Source organism: Bradyrhizobium lupini (assembly GCF_040939785.1).
Classification (GTDB): domain Bacteria; phylum Pseudomonadota; class Alphaproteobacteria; order Rhizobiales; family Xanthobacteraceae; genus Bradyrhizobium; species Bradyrhizobium canariense_D.
Genome location: NZ_CP162553.1, coordinates 3,556,396 through 3,581,683 on the forward strand (window position 1 = coordinate 3,556,396; position 25,288 = coordinate 3,581,683).

Annotated in this window: 22 protein-coding genes and 1 pseudogene; 18 read left to right on the top strand and 5 right to left on the bottom strand. The window is 64.9% G+C overall.

The window, feature by feature from the left end:
• The first annotated feature begins 31 nt into the window (after positions 1-31).
• Together AB3L03_RS16730 and AB3L03_RS16735 are read left to right on the top strand one after the other, a co-directional pair.
• Positions 32-1,102, top strand: a complete 1,071-nt coding sequence (locus AB3L03_RS16730) for an IS30 family transposase (protein WP_368508932.1) — start codon at positions 32-34, stop codon at positions 1,100-1,102.
• A gap of 50 nt (positions 1,103-1,152) precedes the next feature.
• Positions 1,153-3,369 (top strand): SLC26A/SulP transporter family protein, encoded by a 2,217-nt coding sequence (locus AB3L03_RS16735; RefSeq protein WP_204513055.1) that lies wholly within the window; start codon positions 1,153-1,155, stop codon positions 3,367-3,369.
• On the opposite strand, the pseudogene AB3L03_RS16740 reads toward AB3L03_RS16735, so the two are convergent.
• Positions 3,359-4,191, bottom strand: a pseudogene (locus tag AB3L03_RS16740) (alpha/beta fold hydrolase). The gene AB3L03_RS16735 and the pseudogene AB3L03_RS16740 overlap by 11 nt on opposite strands.
• A gap of 221 nt (positions 4,192-4,412) precedes the next feature.
• Between AB3L03_RS16740 and AB3L03_RS16745 the strand changes: the two are divergent.
• Entirely contained in the window at positions 4,413-5,354 is a 942-nt protein-coding gene (locus tag AB3L03_RS16745) for a GlxA family transcriptional regulator (RefSeq protein ID WP_018455822.1), read from the top strand.
• A gap of 11 nt (positions 5,355-5,365) precedes the next feature.
• Here AB3L03_RS16745 and AB3L03_RS16750 read toward each other — a convergent pair whose 3' ends face one another.
• The 3 genes from AB3L03_RS16750 to AB3L03_RS16760 form a co-directional block, all read right to left on the bottom strand.
• The gene (locus AB3L03_RS16750) at positions 5,366-6,085 is read right to left on the bottom strand and encodes a hypothetical protein (protein ID WP_204513054.1); all 720 of its coding nucleotides are present in this window, start codon (positions 6,083-6,085) and stop codon (positions 5,366-5,368) included.
• Between the two features lie 115 nt (positions 6,086-6,200).
• Complete coding sequence (locus tag AB3L03_RS16755) at positions 6,201-7,694, bottom strand: NAD-dependent succinate-semialdehyde dehydrogenase (RefSeq protein ID WP_018455820.1); 1,494 nt, start codon at positions 7,692-7,694, stop codon at positions 6,201-6,203.
• Positions 7,695-7,816: 122 nt separating this feature from the next.
• On the bottom strand, positions 7,817-8,137 hold the full coding sequence (locus AB3L03_RS16760) for a hypothetical protein (RefSeq protein WP_007603877.1): 321 nt from the start codon (positions 8,135-8,137) through the stop codon (positions 7,817-7,819).
• A 346-nt stretch (positions 8,138-8,483) separates the two neighbouring features.
• Here AB3L03_RS16760 and AB3L03_RS16765 point away from each other — a divergent pair, with 346 nt between their 5' ends.
• Positions 8,484-9,677, top strand: a complete 1,194-nt coding sequence (locus AB3L03_RS16765) for a serine hydrolase domain-containing protein (protein ID WP_368508933.1) — start codon at positions 8,484-8,486, stop codon at positions 9,675-9,677.
• Positions 9,678-9,756: 79 nt separating this feature from the next.
• Positions 9,757-11,451, top strand: a complete 1,695-nt coding sequence (locus tag AB3L03_RS16770; RefSeq protein ID WP_368508934.1) for an AMP-binding protein — start codon at positions 9,757-9,759, stop codon at positions 11,449-11,451.
• Positions 11,452-11,584: 133 nt separating this feature from the next.
• On the opposite strand, the gene AB3L03_RS16775 is transcribed toward AB3L03_RS16770, so the two are convergent.
• A complete protein-coding gene (locus AB3L03_RS16775; protein WP_368508935.1) occupies positions 11,585-12,586 on the bottom strand; it encodes an adenosine kinase in 1,002 nt (333 codons plus the stop codon).
• Between the two features lie 125 nt (positions 12,587-12,711).
• On the opposite strand from AB3L03_RS16775, the gene murJ reads away from it, so the two are divergent.
• The 13 genes from murJ to lnt all read left to right on the top strand — a co-directional run bounded on the left by murJ (position 12,712) and on the right by lnt (position 25,118).
• Positions 12,712-14,262: a murein biosynthesis integral membrane protein MurJ gene (murJ, locus tag AB3L03_RS16780; protein ID WP_368508936.1), complete on the top strand. Its 1,551-nt coding sequence runs from the start codon at positions 12,712-12,714 to the stop codon at positions 14,260-14,262.
• A 73-nt stretch (positions 14,263-14,335) separates the two neighbouring features.
• On the top strand, positions 14,336-15,388 hold the full coding sequence (trpS, locus tag AB3L03_RS16785; protein WP_018455815.1) for a tryptophan--tRNA ligase: 1,053 nt from the start codon (positions 14,336-14,338) through the stop codon (positions 15,386-15,388).
• A 108-nt stretch (positions 15,389-15,496) separates the two neighbouring features.
• The gene (locus AB3L03_RS16790) at positions 15,497-15,991 is read left to right on the top strand and encodes a universal stress protein (RefSeq protein WP_018455814.1); all 495 of its coding nucleotides are present in this window, start codon (positions 15,497-15,499) and stop codon (positions 15,989-15,991) included.
• Positions 15,992-16,165: 174 nt separating this feature from the next.
• Entirely contained in the window at positions 16,166-16,735 is a 570-nt protein-coding gene (locus AB3L03_RS16795) for a NifU family protein (RefSeq protein ID WP_026233032.1), read from the top strand.
• Positions 16,736-16,820: 85 nt separating this feature from the next.
• Positions 16,821-17,519, top strand: coding sequence for a tRNA (adenosine(37)-N6)-threonylcarbamoyltransferase complex dimerization subunit type 1 TsaB (gene tsaB / locus AB3L03_RS16800; protein ID WP_204513051.1), 699 nt, complete (start codon positions 16,821-16,823; stop codon positions 17,517-17,519).
• Entirely contained in the window at positions 17,516-17,998 is a 483-nt protein-coding gene (gene rimI / locus AB3L03_RS16805; RefSeq protein WP_018455811.1) for a ribosomal protein S18-alanine N-acetyltransferase, read from the top strand. Before tsaB ends, rimI begins: the two co-directional genes overlap by 4 nt.
• A 38-nt stretch (positions 17,999-18,036) precedes the next feature.
• Positions 18,037-18,492, top strand: coding sequence for a Fur family transcriptional regulator (locus tag AB3L03_RS16810; RefSeq protein WP_007598312.1), 456 nt, complete (start codon positions 18,037-18,039; stop codon positions 18,490-18,492).
• On the top strand, positions 18,493-19,173 hold the full coding sequence (locus tag AB3L03_RS16815) for an HAD family hydrolase (RefSeq protein ID WP_368508937.1): 681 nt from the start codon (positions 18,493-18,495) through the stop codon (positions 19,171-19,173).
• A gap of 192 nt (positions 19,174-19,365) precedes the next feature.
• Positions 19,366-20,754: a tRNA (N6-isopentenyl adenosine(37)-C2)-methylthiotransferase MiaB gene (gene miaB / locus AB3L03_RS16820; RefSeq protein WP_085349873.1), complete on the top strand. Its 1,389-nt coding sequence runs from the start codon at positions 19,366-19,368 to the stop codon at positions 20,752-20,754.
• 4 nt (positions 20,755-20,758) lie between these two features.
• Positions 20,759-21,817 (top strand): PhoH family protein, encoded by a 1,059-nt coding sequence (locus AB3L03_RS16825; RefSeq protein WP_085385549.1) that lies wholly within the window; start codon positions 20,759-20,761, stop codon positions 21,815-21,817.
• Between the two features lie 61 nt (positions 21,818-21,878).
• The gene (gene ybeY / locus AB3L03_RS16830) at positions 21,879-22,388 is read left to right on the top strand and encodes an rRNA maturation RNase YbeY (RefSeq protein ID WP_204513050.1); all 510 of its coding nucleotides are present in this window, start codon (positions 21,879-21,881) and stop codon (positions 22,386-22,388) included.
• A 1-nt stretch (position 22,389) separates the two neighbouring features.
• Complete coding sequence (locus AB3L03_RS16835) at positions 22,390-23,508, top strand: hemolysin family protein (protein WP_231189577.1); 1,119 nt, start codon at positions 22,390-22,392, stop codon at positions 23,506-23,508.
• Positions 23,505-25,118 carry an apolipoprotein N-acyltransferase gene (lnt, locus tag AB3L03_RS16840; protein ID WP_204513048.1) on the top strand — a complete coding sequence of 538 codons (1,614 nt, stop codon included), beginning with the start codon at positions 23,505-23,507 and terminating at the stop codon, positions 25,116-25,118. The genes AB3L03_RS16835 and lnt overlap by 4 nt, the downstream gene beginning before the upstream one ends.
• The last annotated feature ends 170 nt before the right edge of the window (positions 25,119-25,288 follow it).

Genomic DNA, 25,288 nt, shown 5'->3' on the forward strand with positions numbered 1-25,288 from the left:
AAGTGCAACACTTCCATCTGGAGGTGTTGCCATGGGGCGGACTTACAAACAGCTCTCCCTTGACGATCGATGCGAGATTGCCCGCCTTTCGGCCAATGGCGGCTCGGTCGGGCAAATCGCGGCAGCTTTGGATCGGCCGCCATCAACGATCTCTCGGGAGCTGAGGCGGAACCGTGGCAGGCAAGTCGGCTACAAGCCAAGCTATGCTCAGCAGCAGACCCGGGCGCGGCGCTGGAAGGGCTCTCGCCTCGAGTGGGACGCCAGCTTGCGCCGCGAGGTCTTGGCAGGCTTGAGCCGCGGTTGGTCACCCGAACAGGTCGCAGGCAGGCTGGCCCGGGAACGTGGCCGTAGGGTGATCTCCTGCGAGAGCATCTACCGCTTCATCTACGCCCAGATCACACGCACGACGGACTTCACCTGGCGGCGCTATCTGCCTCGAGGCAAGAGCAAGCGAGGCCACCGCGGCAAACGAGGCGGGAGCCCCGCAAGCTTCATCGAAGGCCGTGTTTCGCTGGCAGAACGGCCTGCCGAGGTCGCCGATCGCAAAGTCCCGGGCCACTGGGAAGCCGATCTGATGATGTTCTCCAAATACCGGCAGGCCATCCTGGCCGTCCACGAGCGAACCTCGCGCCTGCTGCTCGCCGTTCCCATCGAACGCAAGTTCGCCGCCGGTATCGCTAGCCATCTCGTACGCCTGTTCAAAGCCGTACCGGAGGCACTGCGCCGTACCGTCACCTTCGACAACGGCACCGAGTTCGCCGCCCACCTTTCCTTGCAGAGCCTCTTGATGAAGACCTTCTTCTGCGACCCGCACGCGCCGTGGCAAAAGGGCGGCATCGAGAACGCCATCGGCCGCTTGCGCCGCTTCATCCCCCGAAAGACCGACCTCGAAAAGCTCCCAACCAGGCGCTTCCGTCAGTCCATTGCCGCCTACAACAACACCCCGCGCAAATGCCTTGACTTCAGAACCCCGGCAGAGGCCTTCTCCTCTCAACTGTTGCACTTCGAGTGTGAATCCACCTCCCGGCCTTCGCCGGGACGACACCGAATGGCGGGCGCGTCGGTTTCTTCCATCCGGCTTGCAAGAATCTTGTTGCGCTAAGTCTCCAGTCGTCTACCTCTCGGAGGGGAATACTCAGCGAGTGGCACGGCGTGACAGATCCAGCGATTGGCTTCACTCCGTCGACCGGGCTCAATCCGGCCCTCAAGCGCGCGCTGAACGATATATTGGGCGGGAGCGCCGCCAGCGTCCTGACCGTCACGTTCGGACTGTCCTACGCGCTGCTGATCTTCGCGGGGCCGTTGTCGCCCTATCTGTCCTACGGCATCACGGCCACTTTCGTCAGCTCCGCGGTGCTTGCGGCCGTCGTCGGGCTCGGCAGCTCGCTGCCCTTCGCGATTGCAGCCCCCGACAGCTCGACCGCCGCGGTGACGGGTATCCTGGCGGCCTCGGTGGTCGAACGCATCGAGACGGCGAACCTGTCGACGCCGTTGCTGTCCCCGATCCTGATCACGCTCGGCCTGTCGACGATGCTGACAGGATTGGTGCTGTGTGGACTGGGCCTGACGCGGCTTGGCCGCGCCATCCGTTACGTGCCTTATCCGGTGGTCGGCGGCTTCCTCGGCGCCACCGGACTTCTCATCGTCATGGGTGCGGTCCGGGTGATCACCGACCACCCGCTGCAATTCGCGACACTGTCGCACTTCGCCGACCGCACCATCCTGCTGGAGCTCGGTGCCGCCTGCGCGATGGCGCTGGTGCTGTATCTCACCTGGCACCGCTCGCGCAGCCCGTTCGGACTGCCGATCATCCTGGTCGGCGGCGTGCTCACCGCGCATCTGGCGTTCTGGATCACCGGCGTTTCCTTCGATGAGGCGCGGGCGTTGGGCTGGACCTTTCAGCCCCCGCCGCAAGCGGTGTTCATGCTGCCCTGGCATACCGACGATCTCGCCCGCTATCCCTGGTTTGCCATACCGGACCTGCTTGGCAATGTCGTCGCCGTCATCTTCGTCACGGCCTCCAGCACGCTGTTCAACACCACCGGCATCGAGGTGGCCACGCATCGCGAAGCCAATCTGGAGTGTGAGCTGAACGTCACCGGCGCCGCCAACATCCTGACCGGCATGCTGGGCGGCTACCCCGGTTGCAGCTCGACCAGCCGCTCGATGCTCAATTTCAGCAGCGGCGGCCGCGGGCGCCTGTCCGGCCTCACCGCCGCAGCGCTGTCGCTGCTGGTGCTTGCCGTCGCACCCGAGCTGCTCGGCTTCATCCCCAAATGCGTGCTCGGCGGGCTGTTGCTCTATCTCGGCGCCGACCAGTTGCACAAATGGATCATCGAGTCGCGCAAGCGGCTGTCGAAGCTCGAATATCTCTCGCTGATCGCCATCATCGCGATCATCGTGGCCTGGGGTTTCGTGCCGGGCATCCTGATCGGCGTCATCATCGGCTGCGCGACGTTTGCGTTCAGCGCCGCGCGGGTCGAGTCGATCAAATACAGTTTCGACGGCTCGGAGTACCGCTCCTCGCTCGACCGCTCGCGCGACGACCAGGCCGTGCTGCTTGCCCACGGGGGCAAGATCCAGGGCCTCAATCTCCAGAGCTATCTCTTCTTCGGCTCCGCCAACCGGCTCTACCAGCACGTCAAGCAGCTGCTGCAGGAACGCCCCGAGTGCCGCTATCTGCTGTTTGACTTCAAGCTCGTCACCGGCGTGGATTCATCGGCTGCCTATAGTTTCGCCCAGATCAAGCGCAGCGCCGGCGATCTCGGAGTCGAGCTGATCCTGGTGCATCTGTCGGCTGCGGCCGAGAAGGTGCTGCGCTCCAGCGACTTCGTCGGCGAGGGCGTCACCATCATCCCCGAGCTCGATCGCGCGCTGGAATGGTGCGAGAACGAGCTCATCTCGCAGCATCAGGAGCTGGCGCAGGAAGAAGCCAGCCTGCGTGACTGGTTCACGCGAATGCTCGGCAGCGAAGACGGCGCCGACGAGCTGATCCGCCGCTGCCAGCGCATCGAGGTCGAAGCCGGCGAGGTCATCGTGCAGGCCGGCGCCCCGGCCGATTCCATGCATTTCATCCTCGACGGCCGCGTCGGCATCATGATCCCGGCCGATCACGACCGCACCACACGCGTGCGCAGCCTCGGCCGTTACACCACGATCGGCGAGATGGGGCTGGTGTCACAGACACCGCGCAGCGCGACCATCCAGGCCGAGGTCGACAGCGTGCTCTACGTGCTGAATACGCACCAGTTCGACGCCATCAAGACCGAGGATCCAGCGCTCAGCCACAAGCTGCTGACCTATTTCGTGTCGGTCATGGCGGAGCGGCTGACCTTTGCGAACCGCACGATCGCGGTGCTCAGGCGGTAGCCCTCGCATCCAGAAACGTTCTGCAATGTGCTACGAACAAATCCGGGTATTGGAAAGGTGCGCCGTGTCCGGGTCGGGATACAGGATGAGCTGCGCATCACTCATCGCCTTGAACATGTTGTAGGCGTTGATGCTCGGGAACATTGAATCGTCGCTGCCGTGAACAATCAAGGTGGGCTGCGCGATTGCGCGGAGGATGGACGCCTCGTCCTTGCGGGCACACCAGGTGATGATCGCCTTCGCCTGAGGTTCGCTCACACTGTCTCCGCTTTCGGGATCCCGGTCCTGTGCGCGCGCAGTCGCTCGCGCGATAAAGCCCCTACCGGCGCGCTGGCTGGCCTCGGAGGGCGTAAAGAACAGCGGCAGCCTGACATCGGCAGCCCCACGGGCAAAGGCGTCGTTGACGACGGCCATCAGATGCTCCTCGCCGCCGCGCGGCGCCGCTCCCGCCACGATCATCTTGCGGACGAGCCCCGTCCCCCGGGCAGCGAGCACCTGAGCGATCATGCCACCGAGCGAGAAGCCGAGAAGATCGACCTCACCGAGATCGAGCGCCCTGATGAAAGTTTCGGCATCCGCCGCCATCTGCTCGACGTTGTCCGGCGTCGCGCCGGAGCTCGTGCCGACGCCCGAATTGTTGAAAACGATGACCGGCCTGGTTTCCGCGAGCTGGTTCACCACGGCCGGATCCCAGGAATCCATGTTGCCTGTGAAATGCTGAAGCAGGACCAGTGGCATACCCTTTGCCGGGCCGAGGCGCCTGAAGGCAAAGCGCATACCGCCGGCCTCGATGAATTCCGTTCGCGCCGTTTCAAGGGACATGCCTTTTCCTTTTTCTTGAAGTGCACGGATGGCTGCTGGCACGACGGCGAGCACTCCATATATGACGCTCGCCATATGTATGTGGTCTTCCCGCGCTCGAGGGTGGAGACGTATCAGCCGGCTTACGGCATCGACAGGACGTAGATGCCATCATTTCGGCCATCCAATTGGCGAGGGGAGCAGGCGCACAAACAGGTGGTCCGTCGCATCCAGGAGTCATCATGAGAATCGGCTTGGTTCTGTCTCCGAGCTTCCAGGCCGTCTGTTTCGGCGCCGTCGCCGCTTTCGACGTGGCGAACAAGCAGGCTGGAGAAAAAATCTACGATGTTCGTGCGTTCTCGGAAGACGGCGGGCTGGTCACCTCGTCTGCTGGGATGCAAGTCATGACGGAGCCTTTCGATCAGGCCGCTTTCGACACCCTCATCGTCGCGGCGGGCCTCGACATTCCAACCTCATCACCCGGCCTCGTCCGGCTGCTTCGCGCAGCGGCCCGGAATGCGCGGCGGGTTTCGTCGATCTGTCTCGGCTCGTTCGTGCTCGGTGACGCCGGGCTGTTGAACGGGCGGCGAGCGACCACGCATTGGCGCTACGCACAGGAGATGCAGGCCAGATTCCCGGGTTGCAATGTGGACGCCGACAAGATCTTCATTGCCGACGGCCAGATCTGGACGTCTGCCGGCATGAGCGCCGGCACCGACATGGTCGTCGGCATGATCGAACGAGACCTCGGTGCCGAGAGGGCTCGCTCCGTGGCCAAAGGCATGGTCATGTACCACAGCCGCCCCGGCGGACAATCGCAGCATTCGGTTTTGCTGGAGGTCGGAACGAGCGAAGACAGGATCCAGAAGGCCCTGAACTACGCCCGGCAAAACCTGCGCGAGAGCCTCACGATCGAGGATTTGGCCCGCGCCGCCTGTCTCAGCCCGCGGCAATTCACGCGACTCTTCCGCTCGGCGACCGGCACGACGCCGGCCAAGGCCGTCGAAGCCTTGCGCCTCGAATCCGCGAAGCTGATGCTGGAGCAGACTCGTTTGCCGATCGAGGTCGTGGCGCGCGAGACCGGCTTTGCGACCCGTGAGCGCATGCGACAGGCTTTTGTCCGCGTGCATGGCGAGGCGCCGCGGACCTTCCGCAAGGAGGCTGGGCCACTCGCCATGCTCTGACGTGCCTCAAATCAGCTCAGCCGGATATTGGACAGATCGATCGAGACGACCAGCGGCTCGGTGCTGAAGCTGCCTTCGGGTTGCCGTGCATAAATGCGACGCTTGGTCGGAAACCGGATGCCCGAGACCTCGACATAGCCATCGATCAGATGCGCGCCGGGCGTATTGCCGGCGATCTCCACGTCGTAATCGTGCCGCTTCAAGAGTCCGTCCGCATCGAAATAGAGCGTCTGCACCGCGCTGTGCGTTGCGATGTCATTTGGAAAACGGACCGCAAGACGGCGCCACAGCCCGTCATTCGTACGCACCGGCTCCAGCTCTTCTGCCTCGACTCCCGGCCAGGCGAGCACGAACGGGGTGTTGAGGTAAGTCCACATGGCGCAGCCGGCGAAATAGGCGAGCTGGAGATCGGTCCACGGCGTTTGCAGAGTATGACCTGCAAAGCTGCTGCGCGGGTCACGAAGCTCGTCGAGCACCGTGCCGTCGGCCGCTTCGAGGGCGACCCGCCCCGGCTCAAACCGCGAACGGCGGCGCTCGGCGCCGAAGGGCGAGTGGGACGCCCATTCCTGGCGCAGACCAACCGTCACGGTGGTCTGCTGAAGCGTCTCGGGCTGCCCTTTCAAGGACCACAACACGCCCCCCTGCTGAAGGTCGGCCGCGACCTGCTCGAACTGGTTCCAGCGCTGAAGCCCACCATGGGCTTCGATCGCCAGCTCACTTAGTTTGGTCATCACGTTCTCCTGCGTAGGGGCCGTTGCATTGAGCCCTGCTGCAGAGAACGTTAGGCCCTCACGGGAGGACGGCGAACGCCGTAGATGCCGCGTTTCAGGCCACGGCGACCAGCAGCTAAACCCCCGCCATCATCACATATTTGATCTCGACATATTCTTCCATGCCGTGATGCGAGCCTTCGCGGCCGAGGCCGCTTTCCTTGACGCCGCCGAAGGGCGCCACTTCGGTGGTGATCAGGCCGGTGTTGACGCCGACCATGCCGGATTCCAGCGCCTCGGCGACGCGCCAGACGCGGCCGAGATCGCGGGAGTAGAAGTAGGAGGCGAGCCCGAATGGCGAGGCGTTGCACATCGCGATGACGTCGGCCTCGTCCTTGAAGCGGATCACAGGTGCGAGCGGGCCGAAGGTTTCCTCCTGCGCCACCAGCGAGTCCGGCTCGACGTCGGCAAGCACCGTCGGCTCGAAGAACGAACGCCCGAGCTCGCTGCGCTTGCCGCCGGTGACGATCCTGGCGCCGCGCTTGACGGCGTCCGCGATATGGCGCTCGACCTTGTCGACCGCTTTCAAATTGATCAGTGGGCCCTGCGTGACGCCGTTCTCGGTACCGTCACCGATCTTCATCGCCGCGACTTTCTTCGACAGCTTCTGCACGAACTCGTCGTAGATCTTGTCCTGGGCGTAGATGCGGTTGGCGCAGACGCAGGTCTGGCCCATGTTGCGGTATTTCGAGACGATCGCGCCGTCGACCGCCGCATCGATGTCGGCGTCGTCGAACACCACGAACGGCGCGTTGCCGCCGAGCTCGAGGCCGAGCCGCTTCACGCCGACGGAGGCCTGCCGGTAGAGAATCTTGCCGACCGCGGTCGAGCCGGTGAAGCCGACGAAACGCACGGCCGGATGCTCGCACAACACCTTGCCGATCGGCGCTGCATCGCCCGTGACGATGTTGAACACACCCTTGGGCACGCCGGCTCTCTCCGCGAGCGCGGCAAGCGCCAGCGCCGACAGCGGCGTTTCATTGGCGGGCTTCAGCACCACGGTGCACCCGGCCGCAAGCGCCGGCGAAACCTTTCGTGTGATCATCGAGTTCGGGAAATTCCACGGCGTGATCGCGCCGCAGACGCCGATCGGCTGCTTGATCGCGAGCAAGCGCGCATCCGGCCGCTGCGTCGGAATCGTCTCGCCATAGACGCGGCGGGCCTCCTCGGCGAAAAATTCGACATAGGCGCCGCCGATGTCGACCTCGCCGAGCGCTTCGGCGAGCGGCTTGCCCTGCTCGGAGGTGAGGATCAGCGCGAGGTCCTCGCGATTGGCGATGATCAGCTCGAACCATTTGCGCAAAATATTGGAGCGCTGCTTGGCGGTGTGCTTGGCCCAGCCCGGGAACGCGCGCTCGGCGGCCTCGACCGCCCTGGTGGCGTCATCGGCCGAAAGCTGCGGAACCTTTGCAAGCTCGATGCCGGTTGCGGGATTGTTGACGGCGAAGACCGGCGAGCCGACCCAGGTGCCGTCGATGTAGCAGGCCTCCTTCAGCAGCGACGGGTCCTTCAACCGGTCGCGCAGATTGGACGTGGCGTGCTGGGCACGTGCGGCGGCGGTCGGGGTCATGGCGTTGCTCCTGCGGGGCTTTTGCGGGCTGTTCCGGTTCGGCCGGAATATAGGGAGACGCGGCGCGCAATGCACCGTCCCGCAACGCACATCTGCTGGGAGCCAGGCTCGGAGCGGCGGAGTTACGCCGCGCCGCTCAGATAGGTCTCGCGCCGCCCGATCATGCGCTCGGCGGCGGCCTTGGCGTCGGCCTTCGAGGAGGTTGCGCAGGTCCGGTATTCGAGATCAGGAACGTCGGACGCGTTGCGGCGGCCGAACCAGGACTTTGAACCGACCGGCAGCAGCGCCAGCGCCTGTGCCAGATTGTCGACAGCGCCGAAGGAATAAAGTGCGCCGGTGCCGGCGATGCGGACCTCGTAGATGCCGGGCGCGATCGGCGCTTCGAGATTCTCGCCCCGTCCGGGACGGGGATAGCGCTTCCATTCGCTCCAGGTCGAAATCATCTGAGGTCCCCCTCGCGGCCGGTGGGCGGCCGCCAATTTGCATCAAGTCTTAACGTTGACCGTCGATCGGCCGAGAGCTGAACGCCGCAGCTCACAAAATGTTTCAAGTGCTTCAAACAGTCGAAACATCTCGCCAGCACCCATCCACGGTCACGGCTGGTTGCGGCCATCCACCACAGATTGTGACGGAGTGTTGCAGGTCAATCGCCTTGTCGTCGTGCGCGGGGAGCCGACCGTCAAGTCACGACATCGCGACCGCGGCAGGTACGCGGATGTGCTTGCCCCGCGGCGCACGCGGGAGGACAATCGATCGCTTCCAACAATAATCAAACCGGAGGAAACGCGGATGCAAGGCAAAGCTGAGATCGACCAGATTCTGCGCCAGAAGAGCGAGGCCAGGGAGATTCCCGGCGTCGTCGCCATTGCCGCCAGCGGTACCGAGGTGCTGTATCAGGGCGCGTTCGGCAAACGCGACCTGTCCAAGCCGGATGCGATGACCGCCGACAGCGTGTTCTGGATCGCATCGATGACGAAGGCGGTGACATCAGCGGGCGCGATGCAGCTCGTCGAGCAAGGCAAGCTGTCGCTGGATGCGCCGATCGGCGAGGTGTTGCCCGATCTCGCCAAGCCGCAGGTGCTCGAAGGTTTCGATGCCAAGGGCGAAGCCAAGCTGCGGCCGGCCAAGGGGCCGATCACGCTGCGCCAGCTCATGACCCACACCGCCGGCTTTGCCTACAACATGTGGAACGGCGATCTCGCGATCCATCTCGAGAAATCCGGCATCCCCGCCATCACCACCTGCCAGAACGCGGCGTTGAAGACGCCGGTTATGACCGACCCCGGCACGCGCTGGGAATACGGCACCAATATCGATTTCGTCGGCAAGGCGGTGGAAGCCGTCAGCGGCAAGCGCCTCGATGCCTATCTGCGCGACAATCTGTTCGCACCGCTCGGCATGAGCGATACCGCTTTCAAGATCACCGACGACATGCGCAAGCGTCTGGTCGGCATGCATGCGCGCGGCGAGGATGGCCAGCTCGCCGCGATCCCGTTCGAGCTCGAGCAGGAGCCGGAATTCCACATGGGCGGCGGCGGCCTTTATTCGACCGCGGCCGACTACATCAAGTTTACCCAGATGATCCTGAACAAGGGCCGCGGCAACGGCAATCAGGTGCTGAAGGCCGAGACCATCGCGACGATGGGGCAGAACCACATCGGCGACCTCGCCATGGGCAAGATGACCACGGCGGCGCCGATGTACACCAATGACGTCGATCTCTATCCGGAGCAGGTGAAGAAGTGGGGCCTCAGCTTCATGATCAACACCGCCAAGACCGCCGAGGGCCGCAGCGCGGGCAGCCTCGCCTGGGCGGGCCTCGCCAACACCTATTACTGGATCGACCCGGCGCGCGACGTCACCGGCGTGATCCTGATGCAGCTGCTGCCATTCGCCGACGCAAAGTGTCTCGAGGCTTTTGCCGGCTTCGAGCGCGGCGTCTATGCCGGGCTCGATGCGGGAAGCGGGCAGAAGGCGGCGTGAGGCGCGCCTGACTCTCACGACGCGTCACGGCCGGGCTTGTTGTCCCGGCCGTGCACGCAGCTGACTGGAGGACACGATCTTGGCAGACAAAGCCGACAGTTACGTTTGCGGCACCTCCGACACGCCGCTGCTCGGCGACACCATCGGGCGCAGCCTCGATCAGGCCGCGCGGCGCTGGAGCGATCGTGAGGCGCTGGTCTCGCCCGGCCACGGCGTGAGATGGACATGGGGAGAGTTTGCCGCGCGGGTCGACGCGCTCGCCGCCGGCTTTGTCGCGCTCGGCCTCGAACGCGGCGCGCGGATCGGCATCTGGTCGCTGAACCGGCCGGAATGGACACTGACCCAGTTTGCCGCCGCCAAGGCCGGCCTCATCCTGGTGACGATCAATCCGGCCTACCGGCTGAGCGAGCTGGAATTCGCGCTTCACAAGGTCGGATGCAGCGCCATCGTCACCGCGACGGCATTCAAGACCAGCAACTACATGGACATGCTCAACACGCTGTTGCCGGAGCTCGCGAGCGCCAAGCCCGGGCAATTGCGCGCGGCGCGGCTGCCGGCCTTGCGCATCGTGATCCAGATCGGCGGCCCCGCCTGCCCGGGCACGATCCCGTTCGACGAGGTCGCCGGCATGGGCGGTACCCTGCATCGCGAACAGCTCGCCGCGCTCAGTGCCTCGCTGCAATTCGACGATGCCGTTAACATCCAGTTCACCAGCGGAACGACGGGATCGCCCAAGGGCGTGACGCTGACCCATCACAACATTCTCAACAACGGCTATTTCGTCGGCCGCGCCATGCGCCTGACCGAACAGGACCGCATCTGCATTCCGGTGCCGCTCTATCATTGCTTCGGCATGGTGATGGGCAACCTCGCCTCCGTCACGCTCGGCGCAACGATGGTCTATCCCGGCGAGGGGTTTGATCCGCTCGCAACGCTGCGGACGATCGAGCAGGAAAAATGCACCGCGCTGTACGGTGTGCCGACCATGTTCATCGCCGAACTCGACCACGGCGAATTCTCAAACTTCGATCTGACATCGCTGCGCACCGGCATCATGGCCGGTGCACCCTGCCCGATCGAGGTGATGAAGCGCGTCAACAGCGAGATGAACATGGGCGAGGTCACGATCGCCTATGGCATGACCGAGACAAGCCCGGTCAGCTTCCAAAGCGCCGTCGACGACCCGCTCGATCGCCGCGTCTCGACGGTCGGGCGAATCCATCCGCATGTCGAGGTCAAGGTCGTCGATCTCGAGGGCAAGATCGTCAAGCGCGGCGAACGGGGCGAGCTCTGCACCCGCGGCTACAGCGTGATGCTGGGCTACTGGGAGGAGCCGGAGAAGACCGCGGATGTGCTCGACGCCAAAGGCTGGATGCATACCGGCGACATCGCCATCATCGACGACCAGGGTTATTGCAACATCGTCGGCCGCATCAAGGACATGGTGATCCGCGGCGGCGAGAACCTCTATCCCCGCGAGATCGAGGAATTTCTCTACCGCCATCCCAAGATTCAGGACGTGCAGATCTTTGGCGTTGCGGATACCCGCTACGGCGAGGAGCTCTGCGCCTGGATCCGCGTCAGGCCCGGCGAGACGCTGACGAAGGAAGAGGTGCGCACCTTCTGCGACGGCCAGATCGCCCACAACAAGATTCCGCGGTACGTGGAATTCGTCGACGAGTTTCCGATGACCGTGACCGGAAAGGTCCAGAAATTCCTGATGCGCGACGACGTGGAGCAACGGCTTGGACTGAAAGCCGCGAAGACGGCGTGAGCCGCAGCTGTCATTCCCCGCGAAGGCGGGGAATCCAATACGCCGGAGCCTCTCGATAGAACCACGACCGTCTCGGAGTACTGGATCGCCCGGCCAAGCCGGGCGATGACAGCGAGGATGAGGCTATTCCACCTTAAGCCGTCAGCCCGCGCTGCCCGGCGAGCTCCTTCAGCGACACCTGTGGACGCGCGCCGATGTGCTGGATCACTTCGGCGGCCGCGAGCGCGCCGAGTTCGCCGCACTGCTTGTGGGGCAGGTTGCGCGCCAGACCGAACAGGAAGCCGGCGGCGAAGAGATCGCCGGCCCCGGTGGTGTCCACGAGTTTCGCGATCGGAGACGCCGGGGCTGCGACTGCGTCAGTTGGCGTCACCACCACGCAGCCTTTCTCGCTGCGGGTGACCACGCCGAGATTGACGTCGTTGCGCAGCTGCTTGAGCGCGGTGTCGAAGTCCGAGGTCTGATAGAGCGAATGCAGCTCGGACTCGTTCGCGAACACGATATCGACGGTGCCGTTGCGCATCAGCCCCAGGAACTCGTCGCGATAACGATCGACGCAGAAGGAATCCGACAACGTCAGCGCCACCTTGCGCTTGGCATCATGAGCGATCTTGGCCGCCTTGACGAAGGCGTCCTTGGCGTTCTTGGGGTCCCAGAGATAGCCCTCGAGGTAGACGATGCCGGCCGCGGCGATCTCGGCCGGGTCGATGTCGGCGGGCGACAGGTCCTGCGCGGCGCCGAGATAGGTGTTCATGGTGCGCTCGCCGTCGTCAGTCACCAGGATGTAGGAGCAGCCGGTCGCAGGACCGTCCTTCGCCGCGGGCGTGTTGAAGGCGACGCCGGCCGCGCGGATGTCGTGGACGTAGAGCTTCCCGATCTGGTCGTCCTTGACCTTGCCGACATAGGCGGCGCGCGCCCCGAGGCTGCCGATGCCGACGATGGTGTTGGCGGCCGAACCGCCGGAAACTTCCGTCGCCGGGCCCATGTCCTTGTAGATGGCGGCGGCCCGCGCCTCGTCGATCAGGGACATGCTGCCCTTGGTCATGCCGTGCTTGCCCAGAAAGGCTTCGTCGGTCTTGACCAGCACGTCGAACAGCGCGTTGCCGATGCCGAGAACGTCATATTTCACGTCAGCCATTCACCTTGATCCTGTTTGGCGGATTGCGATACCCGCGGAAATCCGCTTCCTGTCGGTCTGAAATCTGGCTCGCGGCCTATCACGGCCGGCCCTTCGCGGGCAAGCAACGGTATTATGCAGTTCCGATGATCCGCTCCTTCCTGACCGTCTCGACGGGGACACTGGCTTCACGGCTGCTGGGCTTTGCACGCGATTCCCTGATCGCGGCGCTGCTCGGCACCGGCGCCGTGGCGGACGCGTTTCTGGCGGCATTTCAGCTCGTCAATGTGGTGCGGCGCCTGCTCAGCGAGGGGGCCCTGAATGCGGCGCTGATCCCGGCCTGGCTGCGCGTTCGTGACCGCGACGGCGAGGCGGCTGCCGCGGCGTTCGCGGGACGCGTGCTCAGCTCCGTGAGCGCGGGCCTGATCGCAATCTCAATCGTGATTGCACTGCTGATGCGGCTGATCATCATGATCATCGCGCCGGGCTTCGTCGGCAGCGCATCGCTCGATCTCGCCGTCCAGAATGCGCGGCTGATGCTGCCTTATCTTGCCTTCGCGGGACCCGTCACGGTGCTGATGGGCCTGCTCAACGCGCAGGGTCGCTTTGCACTCACCGCGTTCTCGCCGCTGCTGTTCAACATCGCCCTGATCGCTGCGATCACAACACTCCTGCGGTGGCACGTCGACGCGACCGTCGCCGCGTGGATATTGGCGGCCTCCGTCGGCATCGCCGGCCTGTTGCAGCTCCTGATGCTGCTGTCGCAGCGAAGTGCGCGTCTGGCGACACCGTTGCGCGTGAGCTTCGACAAGGACATGCGCGGCTTCTTCGCCAAGGCGATCCCGGGCATGATCGCGAGCTCCGGCCCGCAATGGCTGATGGTTGCCGGCGCGATCATCGCCTCCGCCACGCCGGCCGCGGTCTCCTGGCTCTATTTCGCCAACCGCTTGATCGAGCTGCCGCTTGGCATTGTCGGCGTCGCCATGGGTACGGTGCTGGTGCCGGAGCTGACGCGCGCGGTGAGGAGCGGTCACCGTGACGCGGTTGCGCATGCGGAATCGCGTGCGCTGGAACTCGCGACCGGGCTGGCATTGCCGGCGACGCTCGGCCTGATCGTGCTGGCCGAGCCGATCGTGCGGCTGCTGTTTGAACACGGCGCCTTTGGCGCGGAGGACAGCGCGACCACGGCGCGCGCCCTGATGTGGCTGGCGCTGGGACTGCCGGCGCACGTGCTGATCAAGGCGCTGTCCCCGACCTATTTTGCCCGCAGCGACACGATGACGCCGCTGCTTGCGACCGCGAAAGGGTTCGTGGTCGCGGTCGCGCTCGCGATCCTGCTCGGTCACTTCTTCGGCGCGAGCGGGATCGCCGCCAGCATTGCCGCCGGCGCCTGGAGCAGTGCGATCTCGCTGCTCCGGAAAGGCACGCGTGAATTCGGCTTCTCGGTCGACGCCGCCGCCCGCAAGCGGCTGCCGCGAATCGTGCTCGCCGCGCTCGCCATGGGCGGCCTGCTGTGGCTGACCGCGGGCCTCTTGCCTTCACAGGCCCATGGGCTCATCCGCTTCATTGCGCTGGGATCACAGATCGCCGCCGGAATCGTCGTCTATGGCTTGCTCCTGCAAATCCTCCGCGTCGCGTCCTGGCGCGAGGCGGCCGGTGCCTTGAAGCGCCCCGCCCAGCCCGATCCCGGCGCCTGAAGTCAGCGAAATTCCCTTGACGGGGCAGCGCCGCTGTTGGAAACGACGCCCCGTATCTTGCAGGGAAGCTGCCATGCCATTCGTTGAACGGGTTTTTTCGGGCGTCCAGCCGACGGGCAATCTGCACCTCGGCAATTATCTCGGCGCAATCGTCAACTTCGTGAAGATGCAGGAAACCCACAACTGCATCTATTGCGTCGTCGACATGCACGCGATCACGCAGGGCGTGGACGTCTGGGGCGGACCGGTCGAGCTCGCGCGCAACACCCGCGAGGTGACCGCGGCGTTCATCGCCAGCGGCATCGATCCGAGCAAGCACATCGTGTTCAACCAGAGCCAGGTCTCGGGTCACGCCGAGCTCGCCTGGATCTTCAACTGCGTCGCGCGCATGGGCTGGCTCGGCCGTATGACCCAGTTCAAGGAGAAGGCCGGCAAGGACCGCGAGAACGCCTCCGTCGGTCTGTTCGACTATCCCGTGCTGATGGCGGCTGACATTCTGCTCTACCGCGCCACCCACGTGCCGGTCGGCGAGGACCAGAAGCAGCATCTCGAGCTGTCGCGCGACATCGCGCAGAAGTTCAACAACGACTTCGCTGAGTCGATCCGCAACCTCGGCGCCAATGACGGCCTGTTCTTCCCGCTGCCGGAACCCTTGATCACGGGCCCGGCGACGCGCGTGATGAGCTTGCGCGACGGCACCAAGAAGATGTCGAAGTCGGATGCGTCGGATAATTCGCGCATCAATCTGACCGACGACGCCGACACCATCGCGCAGAAGGTCCGCAAGGCCAAGACCGACCCGGAGCCGCTGCCGACCGAGGAGAAGGGTCTGGAAGCGCGTCCCGAGGCCGACAATCTCGTCGGTATCTTCGCCGCGCTCTCCGGCCGCTCCAAGGCCGACGTGCTCAGGGATTTCGGCGGCGGCCAGTTCTCCAGCTTCAAGAACGCGCTGGTGGATTTGTGCGTCACGAAGCTCGCGCCGATTGCCGGCGAGATGAAGCGCCTCGTCGCCGACCCCGGCCATATCGACGCGATCCTGAACGATGGCGCCGACCGCGCGCGCGCGATTGCAGACGAGACCATGACGCTCTCGAAGGACATCGTGGGCTTCATCCGTCGGCGCTGATAATAAGTTCGCGAAAACGCGGCCGACGCCACGGCGCCGGCTCGCTTCTGCTCTCCCCAAGTACGACGGAGTGTGGCAGCATGTCAGCGTGGACATTCCGGGACATGCATGACCAGCAAGCGACTTTGCTTCGAGCCGGGTCACAAGCCCAAATGCCTCGTCATCGTCGACGACACCGCCGAATGGGATCGCGCGGTCTATTACGCCAGCCGCTGGGCGATTCGGGCCGGTGGCGGCGTGGTGATGCTCCGCATCATCGAGCCCGAACAGCAGAGCCAGGAATGGCTGGGGGTCGCCGACATCATGCGCGCCGAAGCGCATGAGGCGGCCGAAGCCGCGCTCGACCGTGCCGCCGGCCGCGCCAACGGCATCGCCGCGATCACGCCGGAACGGGTGATCCGCGAAGGCGCTGCGATGGAACAGCTGCTGGCGGTGATCGACGAGGACCCCGACATCGCCATGCTGGTGCTCGCCGCGAACCCGGGCGCGGAAGGCCCGGGGCCATTGGTCGCGCTGCTCGCGCACGCGCTGGGCACGTTCCCGGTGCCGGTGACGGTCATTTCCGGCGCGCTCAGCGACCAGAGCGTGGATTCGCTGTCCTAGACTGCTGCTCGTTCGCCTCGCCCCGTTAGCCGACAGAGGGAAGAAGCGGGTACCCTAACCCGCTGATATAACAGGTGAACGGCCAGCTTACCCCTTGACCGTGCGTTCGCCGTCGCCATCTGCTAGTGGATAGAGCACGCGCCGGCCTTGAACCGGCGACGTCTGGAGAAAACCATGTTCATTCAAACCGAAGCCACCCCCAATCCCGCCACGCTGAAGTTCATTCCCGGCCGCGTCGTGGTCGACGGCGGACCGATGGAATTTGCCAACCGCGAATCGGCCGCACGCTCGCCGCTCGCCGAAAAGCTGTTCGAAGTCCCCGGCGTCACCGGCGTGTTCTACGGCTCGGACTTCATCACCGTGACCAAAGCGAACGGTGAATGGCAACAGCTCAAGCCCGCGATCCTCGGCGCCATCATGGAGCACTACATGTCCGGCGCGCCGCTGCTCGCCGACGGTGCGGCCGCGAGCGATGTCGATCTCGACGAAGAGGACGAGTTCTTTGACGAAGCCGATGCCGAGACGGTCGACATGATCAAGGATCTGATCGAGACCCGCGTGCGGCCAGCGGTCGCCAATGACGGCGGCGACATCACTTTCCGCGGCTTCAAGGATGGTATCGTCTATCTCAACATGAAGGGCTCCTGCGCCGGCTGCCCGTCATCGACCGCGACGCTCCAGCACGGCATCCAGAACCTGCTCAAGCACTTCGTCCCCGACGTGGTCGAAGTCCGGCCGATGTAGGCTGGGGCCGCAAAGGCGTGGATGGCCGGGACAAGCCCGGCCATGATGACGAGCATTCCATGACGGATGGTGCTACCATCGTTCCATGCTGATCCTTGCCATCGATACCGCGCTGGAAGCGTGCGCGGTTGCCGTTCTCGACACCGATGCCGGCCAGCTCCTCGCGCAGGAGCAGCTTCTGATGAAGCGCGGCCACGCCGAAGCGCTGATGCCGATGATCGCGCGCGTGATGCAGTCAGCCAACCTCGCCTTCACAGCGCTCGAGCGCATCGCGGTCACCATGGGCCCCGGAAGTTTCACCGGCCTGCGCGTCGGCATTTCGGCCGCCCGCGGCCTTGCGCTTGCTGCGAAGCGGCCCGCCGTCGGCCTGACCACCTTGTCGGCCTATGCCGCCGCAGTCGTCGGCCAGAGCGGAGCGGCGCCGGTGATCGCGGCGATCGACGCGCGGCACGACCACGTCTATTTCCAGATCGTGGCCGGTGACGGCAGTCAGCTGGTGCGGCCGGGCGTCGCTCCCATCGACGAGGCGATCGCGGCGTCGCAATTCGGCGCGCCGCATCTGGTCGGCAATGCCGCGAAGATCCTCGCCGAGCGCTGGCCGAAAGATATGCCGCAGCCGGTCGCGGTCGACGCGCAGCCCGCGCCCGACATCGGCTGGGTCGCATGGCTTGGCGCCGCCGCCGATCCCGCGACAAATCCGGCGCGGCCGTTCTATCTGCGGGCGCCCGACGCAAAGCCGCCCGCACAACTGCCGCTTGCAGCACAAGCCGCAAGCTCACGATGAAATGGTTGTCGGAATGGTGGCGCGGCGGTACGGCCGTCGTCGAGCCGGCTGTCGCGCGCGACGTCGCACGGCTTGCGCAACTCCACGGCGCCTCCTTCGCGCGCGGTTGGGGCGAAGGCGAGTTCGAGAGCATGCTCAGCGAGCGCAACACGCTGGTGCACCGGTTGCGGCTCGGCCGCAAGACCGTGGGCTTCGCGGTGTCGCGGATCGGCGCAGACGAAGCAGAGATTCTCTCGATCGCGGTCGATCAGGCCCATCGCGGCCGCGGCCTCTCTCGCACGCTGCTGATGACCCATCTCGGCCACCTGGCAGGACGCGGCGTGCGCACGATATTTCTTGAGGTCGAGGAAAATAACCAGCCGGCGCGGCGGCTCTACGACCGAGCCGGATTCATGGTGGTCGGACGCCGCGAACGCTACTATAAGCAGCCGAACGGGGAACAATTGAACGCACTTCTGATGCGACGTGACTTGTCGTAACATTGATGGCAGAAAGCGCCCCGTCAGGCGGACATCACATGACTGGTCTTAAACCTTCCCCCGCTTCCAAGGCGTCCGGCATCGAGGCGCGCTGTGCCGCCACAGGCATGCGCATGACCGAGCAGCGTCGTGTCATCGCCCGCGTGCTCGCGGAGGCGGTCGATCATCCCGATGTGGAGGAACTATATCGCCGCTGTGTCGCGGTCGACGACAAGATCTCGATCTCGACCGTGTATCGGACCGTCAAGCTGTTCGAAGATGCGGGCATCATCGAGCGCCATGATTTCCGCGAAGGCCGCGCGCGCTACGAGCAGATGCGCGACAGCCATCACGACCACCTCATCAACCTGCGCGACGGCAAGGTGATCGAGTTCACCTCCGAAGAGATCGAGAAGCTCCAGGCGGAGATCGCCCGCAAGCTCGGCTACAAGCTGGTCGATCATCGGCTCGAACTCTATTGCGTCCCGCTCGACGACGACAAACCCACAAGTTAAGTGGCGATCGATCTCGTCATCTTCGATTGCGACGGCGTGCTCGTGGACAGCGAGGTGATCTCCTGTCGCGCGCATGCAGATGTGCTGTCGAGGCACGGCTATCCGATCACATCGGAGCAGGTGCTGGTCCGCTTCCTCGGCGTATCCGAGAAAGATGCACGGCGAATGGTCGAACAGGAGATCGGCCGCAATCTTCCCGATGATCTCGAAAGCCAAGTGAATGCTGCGACGCTGCAATTTTATGCCAGCGATTTGCAGCCGATCACCCATGTGGCCGCAGCGATTGGCGCAATCGATTTGCCCAAATGCGTTGCGTCGAGCGGCACACCGGAGAAGATCCATCATGGCCTGACCTGCGCCGGTCTCTACGATCTGCTTGCGCCGAACATCTTTTCCGCGAGCCAGGTCGCGCGCGGCAAGCCCGCGCCCGATCTTTTTCTGTTCGCCGCCGCGCAGATGAAAGTCGCGCCGGAGCGGTGCCTCGTGATCGAGGACAGCGTCCCCGGGGTGACCGGCGCGCATGCCGCCGGGATGACCGTGCTGGGCTTTCACGGTGGCAGCCATTGCCCGCCGGGCCACGCTGAAAGGCTCCGGGCCGCCGGGGCCGGATTGACGTTCGACGATATGCGGCAATTGCCGGAGCTGGTCCGGCGGGTCGCGGCGAACACCCTGGCGGGCTGATTCAGGGTATTTTCTGAGTGCAGCTGGCGGCTGCCGGGACACGCACACGCCCGGAATCCCGAGGTTTTGGCGGGATTCCGCACTTCCCGCCAGCGCTCGCCCCGGAATGACAGCCCAAAGGGCGCCAATCGCTGGATTTTCGCCTCCCCAGCCTATATCTGAGGGCGGTCCTCCACCTCAATTCCGGATTCCATGACGCCGCCGCGCAAGCTGCACATCAAATCATATGGCTGCCAGATGAACGTCTACGATGCCCAGCGCATGGTGGACACGCTGGCCCCGGAAGGATTCGTGGAGACGGCCAGCGCTGATGACGCCGACCTCGTCATCCTCAACACCTGCCATATCCGCGAGAAGGCCTCGGAAAAGGTCTATTCGGAGCTCGGCCGCCTGCGCGTCGCCAAGGACGCCGCCGCGCGCGACGGGCGTACCATGCAGATCGCGGTCGCAGGCTGCGTGGCACAGGCCGAGGGCGAGGAGATCGTGCGCCGTGCACCCGCGGTCGACGTCGTGGTGGGACCGCAGAGCTATCATCATTTGCCGCAGCTGTTGAAGCGCGCCGGCAATGAAGGCCGCGCCATCGAGACCGAATTCCCGGCTCAGGACAAGTTCGGCTTCCTGGCCCAACCCAAGCCCGGCGCGATCCGCGCCCGCGGCATTTCCGCTTTCGTCACGGTGCAGGAAGGCTGCGACAAGTTCTGCACCTTCTGCGTCGTGCCTTACACGCGTGGCTCGGAAGTCTCGCGGCCGGTGACAAAGATCGTCGACGACGTGAAGCGGCTCACCGAGAACGGCGTGCGCGAGCTCACGCTGATCGGACAGAACGTCAACGCCTATCACGGCGAGGGACCGGACGGAAAAAGCTGGCCGCTCGGCAGGCTGCTGGAGCACCTCGCGGCGCTCCCGGGCGTCGCGCGGCTGCGTTATTCGACCAGCCATCCGCGCGATGTCGATGACAGTCTGATTGCAGCCCATCGCGATCTCGATGCCTTGATGCCGTTCGTGCACCTGCCGGTGCAGTCGGGCTCGGACCGGATTCTGGCTGCCATGAACCGGAAACATACCGCCGATGATTATCGGCGTGTCGTCGACCGTTTCCGGTCCGCACGCCAAGACATTGCTTTCTCATCAGATTTTATCGTCGGCTTCCCCGGCGAGAGCGAGCAAGATTTTCTCGCGACCCTCGCGCTTGTCACGCAAATCGGCTACGCTGCGGCATATTCGTTCAAATACTCCGCCCGGCCGGGAACGCCGGCCGCGGACATGCAGGAGACGGTGTCCCCCTCCGAGATGGACCAGCGATTGGAGCGGCTCCAGGAACTGATCGACAGCCAGCAATCGGCCTTCAACAAGGCTGCGATTGGCTCAACGGTCGATGTGCTGTTCGAGCGCCCGGCCCGCAAGGACGGCCAGATCGTCGGCCGCACCGCCTTCCTCCAGCCCGCGCATGTGATGGCCTCCCCCGACATCATCGGACAGATCCTGCCGGTCCGGATCGACAGTCTCGAACGCTACAGCTTCCTCGGCGAGCTCGCCATGGCGCGCGTGCCCGCTTTATCGCCCATCGCCACTGGAGCCTGAACCCTTGCCAAAAAGCGCATCGGATTCGTCTTCTTCCATCGCTCCCAGCCGCAAATTTGACCGCGACATGCAGGTTCCGCCCGAGACCCAGGTCGTCATCGATTTCGACGACAACCGCGCCGCGTCGGCGCTGGTCGGTCCTTACGGCCAGCATCTGGCACAGATCGAACGGCGGCTCGGCGTCGTCGTCGATTCCAAGGGCAACCACATCACGATTGGCGGCTCGCGCGACGGCTGCGATGCCGCGCGCCGGGTGCTGGAGACGCTCTACGCCCAGGCCGTGAAGGGACAGGATCTCGACCAGGGCGAGGTCGAGGGCGCGATCCGAGCCGTGATCGCGCAGGGCTCGCTGTTCGAGTTCGATGCCAAGTCGGCCAAATCCAGCTTCGACAGCATCAATCTGCGCAAGCGCCCGGTGCGTGCGCGCACGGCGGCGCAGGATTCCTACATCCGCGCGCTGAAGCGCCACGAGCTGGTGTTCGGCATCGGCCCCGCCGGCACCGGCAAGACCTGGCTCGCGGTCGCGCATGCCGCGCAGCTATTCGAGCGCAAGGAAGTCGACAAGATCATCCTGTCGCGCCCGGCGGTGGAAGCCGGCGAGCGGCTCGGCTTTTTGCCCGGCGATCTCCGCGAGAAGGTCGATCCTTATCTCCGCCCTATCTACGACGCGCTCTATGACCTGATGGACGCGCGCATTGTCGAGCGCGCGCTGCAGACCGGCGAGATCGAGATCGCGCCACTCGCCTTCATGCGCGGTCGCACGCTGACCAACGCGGCCATCATCCTGGACGAGGCGCAAAACACCACGTCCATGCAGATGAAGATGTTCTTGACCCGCCTTGGCGAGAACAGCCGCATGATCGTCACCGGCGATCCCTCGCAGATCGACTTGCCGAACGGCCAGACCTCGGGCCTCGCCGAGGCGACGCGCCTGCTGAGCGGCGTCGAAGGCATTGCGCAAGTTCATTTCAAGGCCGAAGACGTGATCCGCCACGAGCTCGTGGCGCGGATCGTCTCCGCCTACGAAGGGTCGCCGCAGCGGCCGGCCGCCGGTAAATCCTGACGAGACAGCAACCGGACCATATGGGCGCGGACACGGCGCCCCTTCGTTCGGAACAAGGACAATGTCACACCCCAACCTTCCCATCACCGAGGTCCTCGTCGTCGCCGATTGCTGGCAGCGGGAGCCCGAATCCGAAGCCGTGATCCAGCGCGCCGTGGCGGCCGCCGCCGAGAATGTCGACGAAGACGTTGCGGAGGCGGAAGTGGCGGTGATGCTGACCGATGATGCCGGCATCCGCACCCTGAACAGCAACTGGCGCGGCATCGACAAGCCGACCAACGTGCTGTCGTTTCCCGCGCTGCAGCCGGAAGGCGACTGGAAGCCTGGCGATGCGCCGCGCATGCTGGGCGACATCGCGATCGCCTACGAGACCACGCGCCGTGAGGCGGACGAGGAACAAAAGCCGTTCGATCATCATTTGAGCCATCTCGCCGTGCACGGTTTCCTGCATCTGGTCGGCTACGACCACGAAAACGAAGACGACGCCGAGGAAATGGAAGCGCTCGAACGAGAGATCCTGGCTCATCTCGGCATTCCCGACCCCTATGCCGACCGCCCAGGGACGCATTGAGATGCCGGATTCGGACCCGACTCACGACAATCCGCGCAACACGGCCAATTTACCGGTCGTGGTGACCTCCGGCGAGGTGATGCGCCCGACCGCGGAGGGCTGGCTGCTGCGTGCCATTCGCAGCCTGTTCGGCTGGAAGGCGGGTTCGGTGCGCGACGACCTCCAGGTCGTGCTCGACGCGACGACGCCCGACGACACCGGCTTCTCGACGGTCGAGCGCACCATGCTGCGCAACATCCTCGGCCTGCACGAGCGTCGCATCGCCGACGTCATGGTGCATCGCGCCGACATCGTCGCGGTCAAGCGCGACATCCCGCTCGGCGAGTTGATGGACCGTTTCGAGAGCGCCGGCCATTCGCGCCTCGTGGTCTACAACGAGACGCTCGACGATCCCGTCGGCATCGTCCATATCCGCGATCTGCTCGCCTTCATGACCGCGCGTGCGCGCGTGTCGGGGGTCACGAAAACCAAGCGCAAGAAACCTCTGCCGGCCGGGCTCGATCTGCGTACGGTCGATCTCGCGCTGCCGCTCGAGGAAGCGCGCATCATCCGCAAGCTGCTCTACGTGCCGCCGTCGATGCGGGCGATCGACCTGCTCGCGCAGATGCAGGCCACCCGCATCCATCTGGCGCTGGTGGTCGACGAATATGGCGGCAGTGATGGCCTGGTCTCGCTCGAGGACATCGTCGAGCAGATCGTCGGCGAGATCGACGACGAGCATGACAGCGACGAGCCACCCTCGATCGTGCGGCTGCCCGACAACGCCTTCATCGCCGACGCCCGCGCCAGCCTCGACGACGTCCGCACCGTGATCGGCGAGGACTTCGTCACCGGCGAGGCCGGCGAGGAAGTGGAGACGCTGGGCGGCTATCTCGTCAGCTTCGTCGGGCGCCTGCCGGTGCGCGGCGAGGTGATCTCGGGTCCCGGCCATTACGAGATCGAGGTGCTCGATGCCGATCCGCGCCGGGTCAAGCGACTGCGGATCTCGACGCGAAAGGAGCGCCCCGCGCCGCGCACCCAGCGCGAGAGCCGGCGCCGCGAGGCTGCGCCGGATGGCAGCCAGCCGGCGGCCAGCGACACGCCCACCCCGCCGCCGAGCGACGGGACCGGTCCGCAGTGAGCCCTTTCCAGCGATTTCGCCAGATCGCGCTTGCCATCATCCTGACCTGGGGATGGAAGCGCGCGCTCGTCGCAATGGCTGCCGGCGCGCTCTCGGTGCTCGCACTGGCGCCGTTCAATGTATTCCCGGTGCTATTCGTCACCTTCCCGGTGTTGGTCTGGCTGATCGACGGCGCCGGCGCCGGACGATATCGCGGCGTCCCCGCCGCGGCGCTGACCGGCTACTGGTTCGGCCTCGGCTATTTCGTGCCCGGCCTCTACTGGATCGGCTACGCCTTCTTCGTCGACGCCGATGTATTCGCCTGGCTGACGCCGTTCGCCGTGCTGGGCCTGCCGGCCTATCTGTCGATCTTCACGGCAATGGGCTTTGCGCTCGCCCGCCTGCTCTGGACCAAGAACGCGACGCGCGTGCTTGCGCTCGCGGCAAGCCTCACCATCACGGAATGGCTGCGGGGTCATGCGCTGACCGGCTTTCCCTGGAACGCGTTCGGCTATGCGCTGTCCGAGCCGCTGCCGCTGGCACAAACGGCGTCGCTGATCGGCCTGTGGGGCATGACGTTCCTGACGGTTGCGATCTTCGCAAGCCCCGCGGCGCTGATCGACCGCACGCCCGATCGCCGCCTGGCGTGGCGCGCGCCGGCCGCAGCCGTGGCAGTCCTGCTGGTCATGAGTATCTTCGGCGCGATCCGCCTGTCGCTGCATCCGACCACGATGGTCGCCGGCACCAAATTGCGCCTGATGCAGCCGGATCTCCAGCAGGACGCGAAATTCAACTACGCCGCCAAGGCGGAGGTGATGAAGAAATATCTGGCCTTGTCGGACCGCGCCTCCGGACCGCAATCGACCGGCGTGCGCGATGCCACCATCCTGATCTGGCCGGAATCCGCCTTTCCGTTCTTCCTGACTCGCGAAGCCGATGCGATGGCGCAAATCGCGGAGCTTCTGCCCAAGGGCACGGTGCTGATCACGGGCTCGGTCCGCGCGCCCGACCTGCCGCGGGGCACGCCGATCACACGCGCCTACAATTCGATCTACGTGATCGACCACGACGGCAGCGTGCTCTCTATGTACGACAAGCTGCATTTGGTGCCGTTCGGCGAGTTTCTTCCCTACCAGGGTCTGATGGAGAAGCTCGGTTTCGAGCAACTCACGCGTGTGCGCGGCGGCTTCATTGCCGGCACCGTGCGGCATGCGCTGCCGGTCCCCGGCGCGCCGTCCGCGCTGCCGCTGATCTGTTACGAAGCAATCTTTCCCGGCGAGGTGGCTGGACGCAATGAACGTCCGGGCTGGATCGTGAATCTCACCAATGACGGCTGGTTCGGAATCTCGACCGGCCCCTACCAACACCTCGAACAGGCGCGGATGCGCGCGATCGAGCTCGGATTGCCGCTGGTTCGCTCCGCCAATACCGGCGTTTCCGCAGTGATCGATCCGGTGGGACGCATCGTCGCCAGCCTCGGTCTCGGGATCGAAGGCATTTTGGATGCAAATCTGCCCGCCGCGATCCCGCCGACCATCTATGCGCGCGTGGGCGATGTACCCGCGGCCATGTTTGTCGCGCTCGCCGTGTTTCTGGCTATCCGCCGACGTGTTGCCAAACGGCATCCCTGATCACGCAGCCGCGGCCGATAGCTTTTGACAACCGTAGTCCCACGGTTGACAGACTGCACGCGGCCTCCTCATTCTGCACCGGCTGCAAAAGACAGTGGGTATTGCTAAATTTCTCCGCAATGTTTCCCAATAACAGGGTCTGATTTTGACGTTGCTTACACCTCAGGCAT